We start from the raw sequence: 10,951 nt of genomic DNA, 5'->3' as shown, positions 1-10,951 counted from the left end.
TTAATTAATATACCCAAACGTACACCATTATCTATATATTCCTTCATCTTTTCCTGTGTAGTCTTCAAACTATCACTAGGAGAAAGTAACTCAATGACAGAATCAGGACAAATAGGAGGAAACTTTCGTTTTTCCTCATCAGTTAAAGCATCCCATCTTTCTAACTTAATCCAAGACGCATCAGGAGAACGATCTGCACCATTTGGTAATTTAAAACCAGTAGAAGAATCAAAAGCTATCCCAGTACCATCAGCATCAGTCCAATTAAATAATTGTTGATTGAGTCTACCATTACGATTTCCCGTTTCTCCTCCCGCAGGTGACATAATTATTAATTCCCCATTTGCATTTCTTTCAAATCTCAATTCCCGGTTATTTTGACATAGCTGAAAAAACTGATCATCAGTCATATCTATCACTGATTTTAAACTCACAGTTAAAGCATTCATAGCCATATCCCACAATTACAAAAATTATTACTTCACTCAAATAATAAACTAATCTCACTCTTCCTTTGCGTCTTTGCTCCTTTGCGACTTTGCGCGAAACAAATCAAGATATCATAGGCAGGTAAAAAACCTGCCTATGCAATCCTATTCTATACCCTCAATCCGGTTTTCCACCTCCTGATACAACTCTCTCAACCGGTCTAAATTCTCCTCACTAGTTTCCCAATAACCGCGTCCATTCATTTCCAACAAAGTAGAAACAATCTTGCGGAAAGAGTGAGGATTGAGATTCATCAAACGCTTTTGCATTTCCTCATCTTTGATGAAAGTCTCATTCGTGTCCTCATAAATCCAGTTATCCACAGCGCCAGCAGTCGCACTCCAACCAGTGGTATTTACCAACCGCTTAGAAAGTTCCCGCACACCTTCATAACCGTGAGACAACATCCCCTCATACCATTTGGGATTTAACAACTTAGTCCGCGCATCTAAACGCACAGTTTCTGATAAAGTTCTCACCTGTGCATTCGCGGTAGTTGTATCTGCAATGTAAGAAGATGGTTTCTTGCCATCTGCACGCAGACTTGCTACTAACTTAGTAGGATCTGAGTCAAAATAATGGGAAACATCAGTTAAACTGATTTCCGAAGAATCGAGATTCTGGAAAGTTGCATCAGCAGTTTTCAAAGTAGTTTCAAAAATCTCCCTTGACTCATCCATAACCCCAGGATTATCAGAATTGAAAGAGAAAGATTTGCGCTTCAAATACATTTCCTGTAACTCAGCTTCACTATCCCAAGTGCTATTCTCCACCGCTAAGTTAATATTAGAAGAATAAGAACCAGAAGCATTAGAGAAAACGCGGGTCGCAGCTTGACGCAGATTTATTCCCATGTCCTCCGCTTGTTTCAAAGCGTGCTTGCGGACAAAATTCATGTCCAAGGGTTCATCAGCTTCTGCTGCCATTTTTACACCTTGGTCTAGCAAGTTCATTTGGTTAATGAACAAGTCGCGGAATACACCGGAACAATTGATCACTACATCAATTCTAGGACGACCCAATTCTGATAAAGGTATCAATTCCAACTTATTCACCCGTCCCAAAGCATCGGGAACTGGACGCACTCCCACCATCCACATAATTTGGGCGAGGGATTCGCCGTAGGTTTTGATGTTATCTGTACCCCAGAGGACACAGGCGATGGTTTCTGGCCAGTTGCCATCATTTTCTGACTTATTCCGCTCTAGCAGCCTATCCACGACGATTTTCGCCGATTGGACTGCGGCAGATGTGGGGATAGATTGGGGATCTAGTGCGTGGATATTTTTACCTGTGGGTAATACGTCAGGATTACGGATAGGATCACCACCAGGACCGGGGAGAATATACTCACCTTCTAAACCTTGCAATAAACCACCCAGTTCGTTATCTGCACAAACTTGTTTTAAGCAGAATTCCAAATATTCAAACAGGGGTTTTAACGCAGAAGTATCAACTTTGGTGTAACCTGATTGATGCAGTGATTCTACCCAAGGTTCTTTTCTACCCATGTTAAAGAAATTCAACTTGGAAACCGCTATCACTCTACCTTCTGCGTCAATTTGTTCTTGGACTAAAGCAGTCACAGCCGCACGGGTAGCGAGGGTGATATCTTGTAATAATTGCACATCTGCCAAAATTCCGGCATCATTGTTTTTGTAGATATCCTCAATGTTGCGACCGAGACTTTTGGCAATAATTCCGGGTAAACCTTGAATTTCTTCCTCTTGTCGATCTAAACTAGCTATATTGACCAGAGTAGCGATCGCTTCTTCGGCAGTTGGAGGTTTACCAATTACGTGCAGTCCACAAGGTAACAAGCGCGATTCAATCTCCATTAACCGACGATAAACGTTACCAACGATATTATCCCGTTCCTCCGGGGTCATATCCTTAGAATCGGTTTCAGGAATGTGAATATCCTTGTCTAAGTTGACAATACGGCACTTATCCATGATGGAATTGACAATGGAAACACCGCGTCCTGTGTCTTTCAAGGTTTGGTAAGAAGCAATTAACTCGCTAAGTTCCTTCAACCCTTTGTATAAACCAGCATTTTCCGCCGGTGGTGTTAGGTAAGAAATTGTTTCTGCATAACTGCGACGTTTGGCAATTGTGGCTTCACTGGGGTTATTGGCTGCGTAATAATACAGATTGGGAATTGAGCCAATTAGTTGATCTGGGTAACAATCACCAGACATCCCCATTTGCTTACCGGGCATGAATTCCAATGATCCATGTGTCCCAAAGTGTAACACAGCATCAGCGCCCCAAATCCGTTCTAGATAGGTGTAATATGCTGCAAAACCGTGGTGGGGACTTGCGGAACGGGAGAATAACAACCGCATGGGGTCGCCTTCATAACCGAATGTTGGCTGCACACCAATAAATACATTACCAAATTGCTTCCCATAAATCAAGAGATTTTGGCCGTCGCTGTTCAAGTTTCCGGGAGGTGGTCCCCAGTTTTCTTCTAAGCGTTGGGAGTAGGGTGTCAGTGCTTCATATTCTGGCACAGACATTTTGTAAGCAATGTTGAGTTCGGGACTGTTGTATTGTGCTTGCGCGTCGTGGATGACTTGTTCTAGTAACTCTTGGGGGGTTTCGGGAATGTCCTGCACGTCGTAACCGTTGTTTCTCAGTCCTTTCATGACTTCATGAATAGAACCGAATACGTCTAAATATGCGGCTGTACCCACGTTACCTTTGTCGGGTGGGAAGCTGAAAACGGTGATGGCGACTTTTTTGATTAATTTGGGTTTGCTGCGGAGTTTTGCCCATTTTAAGGCGCGTTGGGCGACAATTTCTACTCGATCTTGGAGGGCGATCGCTTTTCCAGTTGCCCCATCTTTACCTGATAGGATAATCGGCTCAATTGCCCCGTCTAATTCAGGTATAGCAATCTGTAAAGCCACTTGAATGGGATGTAACCCCAAATCGCTATCTAGCCATTCTTCGGTGGTTTGGAAGACCAAAGGCAAGGCAACCATGTAGGGACGATTTAACCGTTTTAGTGCTTCAATAGCTTTTGGATGGTCTTGTCTAGCGGGTCCACCCACCAAAGCGAAACCAGTTAAAGAAACTACCGCATCTACTAATTGTAATTTAGTTGTGGGTTCATAGAAATATTCTTCTATTGGTTTAGAGAAATCCAAACCACCAGCAAACACAGGCAGAACTTTCGCCCCTAATGATTCTAATTCCTGGACAATTGCCACATAATGTGCATCATCACCAGTAACTAGGTGAGTTCTTTGTAAAACCAAACCTACACATGGTGCAAGAGGATCTTTGAGATTTCGAGAAATATCTCTGCGGACAGCATACCAGTTGAGATATTCTCGCACATCCTCAAACATATTTGGCGCTAAAGGATGCCAAATCCCCATGTCGGGATAAACAACAGGTGCTTCATACTTAGCAGCGGCAAAGCTTTCTTTTTCCGCGCCTTTCAATACGTATTTATCAGCCAGCATCAGTAAAAAGTTTTCCAGGTTTTCCGCTGAACCACCTAGCCAATACTGAAAACTGAGCATGAAGTTTCTCGCGTCTTGTGCTTTTTCCATGGGTAGGAATTTCAGCACTTGGGGAAGAGTCCGCAATAACTTCAACATTCCGTCTTGGAAACCAGCGCCAGATTTTTCTTTGCGCTTTTTCATGAAGTTAGCAATGACGCTTTTGGATTGTCCTAACTGCGCCAAAGAGAAGCTACCCATTTTATTGAGGCGCATAACTTCGGGCATGGAGGGGAAGACAACCGACACATCGAGATTATCACGATGGGGTTCAACTGCGGCAACTACTTTTTGTGCTAAGTCTTCTATAAAAATCAGAGAAGCAATGAATATATTAGCACTGGCTATATCGCGTTTCAACTCCTCATAGTTTTCAGAGTTGCGTAGTTCTTCAATCAAGTATCCACTGATTTCTATGGCTACGCTGGGATGATTAGCGTTAATTTCCCGTACCGCTTGCGATAATGCACTTTGGTATTGGGATTCTAGCACGACATAGACAACCTTGATTAATTTACGTCCCCGTAAATCGTCAGGTGCAATATGTCGAATAGTGGACTTGACTTGGGTGAACATTCAAATAAGCTCCTTTAAAGCGTGTTCTCATGAAGTTCCTCGCGGCTAATATGGCCGTTTGTAACTGCAATTATTTTCGGCAATAAGAGTTTTTTAGCAGAAAACTCGGATTCTGTGGGGGTTTTGTCCTATATCTGACACAAAATGATATAGAAAACAACATATTTATTCATGAATCTTAACAAAGAATACAGCTTCTCTCACCTGGTTTTAAATTTTGTTTACATAATTATGCTGTTATGTAACAAAACGTTAGTGCTGACAGTATTGTGATATTTTGGTTTTGAATCGGGCGATCGAGTACCCTCTCGGAAACAAACTACGCGGTGGCTGCTCCACCTCACCGTTATACCTAAGCAATAAAAGGTAGTTTTTATGATTCGTCAACTTTTGAGTATTTCCATGTTGGCTACAGTTCTTATGGTGGCAATGAATATACAAACTCGTGTTCAAGCTAAACCAAAAACTTACAAGTGTGAAAGTTATAAAACAATAGATGGTCAATGGCGATATCGTATTTCTCCTTCACTTCAGGGAAGTTTTGGCAATACTCCAAATAGTCAAAATTTTATGAATTGTTTTATTCCAGTTTCTAACAAAAAGTGTAGATACGATAACAATACTGGAGATGGCTGGCATGAATGCAGTAAATGTAAAAAAGCTCCAAATGATCCCTTCAATTTTTGTCTAAGAGAAGGCTACGGTGAAATCATTGAAGTTCCTAACAGAGGTCGTTATCGTGCCTTTCGGACAGGAACTAATATTGTTTTAGATTAGGATAATTTGAAGGTTAAGCATAATAAAACCTGTATTTCCATACCTTTGAGGTACAGAAATTAGGGTTATTCATAGAAAAAAAACGCAGTAATTCTAAAAAATCGAAATAATATGTAGGTTGGGTTGAGATTAGAAAACCCAAAATTTCGTTATTTCTTCAAGTAGGAAATTTACAGATTAATCAATAATCAACAATTGGTTTGTGGGAAGTTGGGGATTTTTTTGTCAGAATCAGGATAACCAGGATTAAAGGATTTACAGGATGTTATTTAATAATTGTTGGTGAAAATTTGGGAATGATTTTGTTTATTCTGATTAAAACAATTATAACATTAACCACCAACAAACAAATGAGCAATTACATCCTGTACATCCTCAAATCCTGGACATCCTGATTCTGACAAAAAATCCGCGTTTATCTGCATTTATCAGCGTTCACCCCTAAATCAAGGATCAAAAATAGGCGATCGCTTAAAATTGGGGTAGTGGTGTGTGATCGCCATTGAGGAATAAGTTGGGAGAGCGATAGCGAAGTGCTGCTGCAAGCAGTTCGCTTAAAATTAGGGTGGTTGTGAGCGATAGCAAAAATACACTAATTATCTTTTATATGGTTGTATTGTTATTAAACCTGAAATAACAGCATAATGTTTCACATTAAATGTATGTAATGGTAAACCGAAAGCAATTGATGTTTGACCGATTAAAGCATCAATTAACCCAAGATTATGACTGAGATTATAATTTGCAAATGTTTCTAATGCTTGATCACAAGTTTCAGGTGTTGGCCAAATTACTTCAATATTAGCAATAAATTTGCGAATTTCCTGCAATTCCAACTTATTCCTACATCCTTGCATCAATTCCATCGCTACATAACCAGGTAAAGCAATTTCTTCCTCTCCCAAAGAACTTAACCAACTAATAGCAGGTGGATATTTACGCAGAAAGTCAATCATAATATCACTATCTAAGAGAATCATAACCTCTCCTTTGTGACTGTTCACGCAACTGACGAGCGTAAGCAAGACTATCTATAATATCGTCGCGTTCTTCCCATAAACCTATCAAGCTCGAATCAAGTAATTCATGAGCAGTTAATACCTTTTTCCTTGTAGGAAGAATGGATAATAAAACAATTACCTCTACCTCTTGTCCTTCTACCACAGGTAAATTTTGAAAAGAGATTTCACCATTTTTCTCTATAGTTTTTTTTAACCTAATTGCTTGCATAATTTTGTCATCCTTACAATAATATAATGCTGCTGTTTAATTAAGTACATTTCTAATTATAGAATATCACAAAAAGAGATCGCTGTTTGGGGATGTTGAGAGTGCGATGGTTTAAAATTGGGGTTGTGAGCGATAGCGCAAGCGCTGACTTGTCAGTTCGCTGTTTAGGAATAAGTTGAGAGTGATATCGTCTAAAATTGGGGTAGTGGTGTGCGATAGCGAAGCGCGACCTAGGAATCGCTGTTTGGGGATGTTGGGAGAGCGATCATTTAAAATTAGGAGTTGGGGGCGATAGCGAAGCGCGACCTAGGAATCGCTGTTTGGGGATGTTGGGGTGAGATCGTTTAAAATTAGGGTTGTGAGCGATAGCGAAGCGCGACCTAGGAATCGCTGTTTAGGAATAAGTTGGGAGTGCGATAGTGTAAGCGCTGCTGCAAGCAGTTCGCCTAAAATTGGGGTGGTTGTGTCTGATAGCGCAAGCGCTGACTTGTCAGTTCGCTGTTTGGGGATGTTGGGAGTGCGTAAGCGTTGCTGACCGAAGGTATCGTTTTATTTTTGTACTAATTTAAAAAATGTTTCTTTATCAATACCAATATCTTGAATCATCCCCATTAAAGTACCTGGTTTAATATCTTTTCCTGAATGAATTGGAACAACAACTCTTAAACCATCAGTATTCTTGTAAATAGCATGACTACCTTTTTGTCTGTCAAAATAAAAACCCAAATTTTCGATAACCCTAATAAAATCTTTAGCTTTTATACTTGGTAAATTACTCATAATAAAATACTTAATGGCTTAACAATTAAATCCTCTTTAGGAACAGGTTGATTATCAGCTATTAAACTTTCAATATATAATTCAATAGCTTCTGTAATATTCTCAATTGTTTCTTCAAAAGAATCTCCTTGAGAATGACAACCTTTGAGAACAGGACAAAAGGCATGATAACCACCATCTTGTTCCTTTTCCAAAAGTACAGTGTAATTGTAAATTTGTTTACTTTTGTTATCCATATATCTTTACGTTTTTCGAGTTAGTGATTTTTAGCGTTGATTTATTCCATAATAAACGGTTTGGGGAATTTGGGAGAAGTGCATTAGCGTAAGCATTGCACTCAGAGGAATAGCTGTTTAGGATGTTGGCAGGGGGAACGCTTAAAATTGGGGTGGTTGTGTGCGATAGCGAAGCGCGACCTAGGAATCGTTTAAAATTAGGGTTGTGAGCGATAGCGAAGCGCTGCTGCAAGCAGTTCGCTTTTTGAGATGTTGAGGTGCGATATTTCATTATTAGCAAAGCTACAAGATAAATACTAGAATAAATAAAGTGATTCAGTTGAGAGCATTTATGCAACAAACTAACACATTTGAAGAAGTTCTCAATCTAGTGACTGACCTACCACTTGATCAACAAGAACTACTAATTAATATCCTACAACGTCGAATAGCTGATATGCGACGAAAAGAATTAGCAAGTTCATCACAGGAAGCACTAGCTGAATTTAGAACTGGTAATCTTAAACCTCAAACCGCAATTGAAGCGATCGCTGAATTAAGAACTTACTTAAATAATAATGAAACATAATGAGAAAACTGGTTCTTACTTCTCGCTTCAAGCGATATGAGGCGAAAATTCATCAAACATGATCAGAATTTACAAGCACTGGTGAAGAAATAGTGGTTCTTTTAAATATAGGTTCTCATGATGATGTCTACTAAAAGAGAGCGATAGCGAAGTGCGACCTAGTAATTGCTTATGGGGTAGTTGCTATTAATTGGTAACTATTCCTATAGAATAGGATATGAGATAGTTGAAATTTCTCCCTGAACATTCAATGAGGATATGACAATGAATGCTTTAACTGTCAATTTGAAATCATTAATAGAAATGACTGATGAGCAGTTTTTTCAGCTATGTCAAAACAACCGGGAATTGAGATTTGAAAGAAATGCAAATGGGGAATTAATAATTATGCCACCAACGGGAGGAGAAACGGGAAATAAAAATGCGAGAATCACTCAACAAGTAATGAATTGGACTGATGCTGATGGTGCTGGCATAGCTTTTGATTCTTCTACTTGTTTTAAGTTACCAAATGGTGCAGATCGTTCTCCTGATGCTTCTTGGATTAAGTTAGAAAGATGGGATGCTTTAACTGATGAGGAAAAACAAAAGTTTCCTCCTATTTGTCCTGATTTTGTAATTGAGTTACTTTCTCCTAGTGATAGTTTCAAGACTACACAGGAAAAGATGAAGGAATATATAGATAATGGTGTGCGTTTAGGTATATTAATTAATCGTAAATCTCGTCAAGTGGAGATTTATAGACCAGGAAAAGAGGTTGAGGTTTTGGATTCTCCTGCTACGGTTTCGGGGGAAGATGTTTTAAGGGGTTTTGTTTTGAATTTGGGGATGATTTGGTAAAATAAGCGTAGTGGATGCTGCCACTAGAAAATATTTTGATCAAGGACATTTATGGTATTTCCCACCTCCAGAGATGTTTGAAAGGCTAGTAAATTATGCAAATGAGTATGGTAGCCCTGATGGAAAGCCTTATTTCTCTATAGATGGCAATCAATCCTTGACAGGGCAGGAATGGAGTAAGATGCGGTCAAAATTTAGATGTCCTCATGGTTTTACTAATGTATGGGAACGCCAAGCCTTGCGAGGTGAAGAAAGAATTAAGACAAGTTCTGGTAAGGCGTTGCAGTTTCATATTCAACAGTTTCTTGATCAACTAACACAATTACCTCTACAATTGTTCCTTCTGGTAACTCAGTTATAGGTAATTCAATCTTGCCATTTTTACCAACAGTTGCCTTTTGTTTAATTCCAGTAATCATAGTTTATATTGAGTTCCTTCTTTCTTCTTATCATAACATCTATACTTAAATAGATTCATCGCCCTTACGAATTTATTTTCCATAAGCAATCACTTTTCTCTTACTCTGGGTCTGGAAAGGTTTGTTAAGAGCGATAGCGTAAGCGCTGCTGCAAGCAGTTCGTTTAAAATTGAGGTGGTTGTGTGCGATAGCGAAGCGCTCCGCAGGAATCGCGCTTATATATTAACTATTATTTCTTTCAAGGCAAAATTTCAAAACAATCACAATGCTGAGGTCGAAATAATCTAAAATCTCGCTGATCTAAAGTCAATATTCTTTTAATATTATAACGTTCAGCTATAGCCATAACACTTGCATCTACAAAATCAATCCGACTATCTGCATATTCATCCAAAATTCCCGCAACACGCACTAAATCTTGATCGATCAAAGCTGCTAAAATAAATCTACTTGCAGATAGTCCTTTTAAGAAAGCGACTAATGTTGCTGAACCTGCATTACGTCCTACTAAATAAGCCACTTCTGCTAATACTGTTTGTGGCAATAAAATTTGTTTTTGTTGTGTATATACTGGTGTTACACTATTGTGCATTGTATCCAAACGATTCAACAATGCGACAACAAAGCCAGTATCAGCTACTGCTGGGGTTCTTTCCATGTCCAACCTGATTTTTCTGTCACTTCATTTTGGAGAATATCTTTGGAATTAATAGCTAAATCAGGTGTGGCTGCAAATAAGCCAATTAACGGATCAGATACAGCATCATTAACTGTTTCTAGTGATTGGATTTCTAGGTATGATCTGACAGCTTCACTAATAATTGATTCCGGTGATTGACCACGCTTACTAGCCAGATTGATCAGTTTTTCGAGTAAAGTTTGTTCTGGATTCCAGTTAAATGTAGATTTCACAAGATAATTTCTCTCTTATTAACCACAAATAATATTATAACAAACTAAGTGCAATTTTATTAACTAATTATTTACTTACGTGTCTTAATGAAAAAGCGATAGCGCGACCTCGGAATCGCTATTTGGGGATGTTGGGAGAGCGATCATTTAAAATTAGGAGTTGGGGGCGATAGCGAAGTGCGACCTAGGAATCGCTGTTTGGGAATGTTGGGGTGCGTAGGCGAAGCCCGTCGTAGACATCGTTTAAAATTAGGGTGGTTGTGAGCGATAGCGAAGCGCTGCTGCAAGCAGTTCGCTATTTAGCCCACATTCCGCACTTCATTTTCTAGTACAGACACAAGTGTAATAAGTAACATAAATAACTTAAATATAAACACATAACTAAGTTGGCAATAAATATAGACAGTAATATAAAAATTGCCAACAAATTGAAATTACAGCACTTCTCGGTGTTATGAGGTACATATCTAGGGCTTGCTGAATAAACCGAAAACCTAGATATATTAAGAGTTTCCGGGGTAAAAAAGTGAATTAGGTGCAAGGAATAAGCATTGAAACCATTAAAAACCTATCACTTTCTGGAATTTGAGACTATTCTTATATCTTTCT

General features: G+C 39.1%; 12 protein-coding genes. 4 read left to right on the top strand and 8 right to left on the bottom strand.

The window, feature by feature from the left end; all coding sequences use genetic code 11:
- Both PN471_RS09370 and PN471_RS09365 read right to left on the bottom strand, forming a co-directional pair.
- The coding region (locus tag PN471_RS09370; protein WP_271776612.1) for a Uma2 family endonuclease at positions 1-449 on the bottom strand (449 nt) is incomplete at its 3' end.
- Between the two features lie 144 nt (positions 450-593).
- Positions 594-4,580 (bottom strand): magnesium chelatase subunit H, encoded by a 3,987-nt coding sequence (locus PN471_RS09365; RefSeq protein WP_271776611.1) that lies wholly within the window; start codon positions 4,578-4,580, stop codon positions 594-596.
- A gap of 375 nt (positions 4,581-4,955) precedes the next feature.
- Between PN471_RS09365 and PN471_RS09360 the strand changes: the two genes are divergently transcribed.
- Positions 4,956-5,357, top strand: coding sequence for a hypothetical protein (locus PN471_RS09360; protein WP_271776610.1), 402 nt, complete (start codon positions 4,956-4,958; stop codon positions 5,355-5,357).
- Between the two features lie 596 nt (positions 5,358-5,953).
- Here PN471_RS09360 and PN471_RS09355 read toward each other — a convergent pair.
- The 4 genes from PN471_RS09355 to PN471_RS09340 form a co-directional block, all read right to left on the bottom strand.
- Entirely contained in the window at positions 5,954-6,337 is a 384-nt protein-coding gene (locus tag PN471_RS09355) for a type II toxin-antitoxin system VapC family toxin (protein WP_271776609.1), read from the bottom strand.
- The gene (locus tag PN471_RS09350) at positions 6,321-6,587 is read right to left on the bottom strand and encodes a hypothetical protein (protein WP_271776608.1); all 267 of its coding nucleotides are present in this window, start codon (positions 6,585-6,587) and stop codon (positions 6,321-6,323) included. Before PN471_RS09350 ends, PN471_RS09355 begins: the two co-directional genes overlap by 17 nt.
- A gap of 549 nt (positions 6,588-7,136) precedes the next feature.
- Positions 7,137-7,367, bottom strand: coding sequence for a type II toxin-antitoxin system HicA family toxin (locus PN471_RS09345; protein WP_271776607.1), 231 nt, complete (start codon positions 7,365-7,367; stop codon positions 7,137-7,139).
- Positions 7,364-7,603 (bottom strand): type II toxin-antitoxin system HicB family antitoxin, encoded by a 240-nt coding sequence (locus PN471_RS09340; protein ID WP_271776606.1) that lies wholly within the window; start codon positions 7,601-7,603, stop codon positions 7,364-7,366. The genes PN471_RS09345 and PN471_RS09340 overlap by 4 nt, the downstream gene beginning before the upstream one ends.
- A gap of 331 nt (positions 7,604-7,934) precedes the next feature.
- On the opposite strand from PN471_RS09340, the gene PN471_RS09335 reads away from it, so the two are divergent.
- The 3 genes from PN471_RS09335 to PN471_RS09325 all read left to right on the top strand — a co-directional run bounded on the left by PN471_RS09335 (position 7,935) and on the right by PN471_RS09325 (position 9,372).
- A complete protein-coding gene (locus PN471_RS09335; RefSeq protein WP_271776605.1) occupies positions 7,935-8,171 on the top strand; it encodes a hypothetical protein in 237 nt (78 codons plus the stop codon).
- A 264-nt stretch (positions 8,172-8,435) separates the two neighbouring features.
- Positions 8,436-9,011: a Uma2 family endonuclease gene (locus PN471_RS09330; protein ID WP_271776604.1), complete on the top strand. Its 576-nt coding sequence runs from the start codon at positions 8,436-8,438 to the stop codon at positions 9,009-9,011.
- Between the two features lie 10 nt (positions 9,012-9,021).
- Positions 9,022-9,372 carry a hypothetical protein gene (locus tag PN471_RS09325; protein WP_271776613.1) on the top strand — a complete coding sequence of 117 codons (351 nt, stop codon included), beginning with the start codon at positions 9,022-9,024 and terminating at the stop codon, positions 9,370-9,372.
- Positions 9,373-9,668: 296 nt separating this feature from the next.
- Here PN471_RS09325 and PN471_RS09320 read toward each other — a convergent pair whose 3' ends face one another.
- Both PN471_RS09320 and PN471_RS09315 read right to left on the bottom strand, forming a co-directional pair.
- Positions 9,669-10,088: a type II toxin-antitoxin system VapC family toxin gene (locus PN471_RS09320; RefSeq protein WP_271776603.1), complete on the bottom strand. Its 420-nt coding sequence runs from the start codon at positions 10,086-10,088 to the stop codon at positions 9,669-9,671.
- On the bottom strand, positions 10,067-10,342 hold the full coding sequence (locus PN471_RS09315; protein ID WP_271776602.1) for a hypothetical protein: 276 nt from the start codon (positions 10,340-10,342) through the stop codon (positions 10,067-10,069). The genes PN471_RS09320 and PN471_RS09315 overlap by 22 nt, the downstream gene beginning before the upstream one ends.
- Positions 10,343-10,951 lie beyond the last annotated feature (609 nt).

The sequence above is a fragment of the Aphanizomenon sp. CS-733/32 genome (genome assembly GCF_028330045.1).
Taxonomy (GTDB): domain Bacteria; phylum Cyanobacteriota; class Cyanobacteriia; order Cyanobacteriales; family Nostocaceae; genus Dolichospermum; species Dolichospermum gracile.
Note: the sequence above shows the minus strand (reverse complement) of the source record. Positions and strands in the feature narration are given on the sequence as shown.

Bases quoted from the DNA above. Each gene is read 5' to 3' on its own strand.
- PN471_RS09365 (WP_271776611.1), bottom strand. From the start codon at position 4,580: ATGTTCACCCAAGTCAAGTCCACTATTCGACATATTGCACCTGACGAT.
- PN471_RS09360 (WP_271776610.1), top strand. From the start codon at position 4,956: ATGATTCGTCAACTTTTGAGTATTTCCATGTTGGCTACAGTTCTTATG.
- PN471_RS09355 (WP_271776609.1), bottom strand. From the start codon at position 6,337: ATGATTCTCTTAGATAGTGATATTATGATTGACTTTCTGCGTAAATAT.
- PN471_RS09350 (WP_271776608.1), bottom strand. From the start codon at position 6,587: ATGCAAGCAATTAGGTTAAAAAAAACTATAGAGAAAAATGGTGAAATC.
- PN471_RS09345 (WP_271776607.1), bottom strand. From the start codon at position 7,367: ATGAGTAATTTACCAAGTATAAAAGCTAAAGATTTTATTAGGGTTATC.
- PN471_RS09340 (WP_271776606.1), bottom strand. From the start codon at position 7,603: ATGGATAACAAAAGTAAACAAATTTACAATTACACTGTACTTTTGGAA.
- PN471_RS09335 (WP_271776605.1), top strand. From the start codon at position 7,935: ATGCAACAAACTAACACATTTGAAGAAGTTCTCAATCTAGTGACTGAC.
- PN471_RS09330 (WP_271776604.1), top strand. From the start codon at position 8,436: ATGAATGCTTTAACTGTCAATTTGAAATCATTAATAGAAATGACTGAT.
- PN471_RS09320 (WP_271776603.1), bottom strand. From the start codon at position 10,088: ATGGAAAGAACCCCAGCAGTAGCTGATACTGGCTTTGTTGTCGCATTG.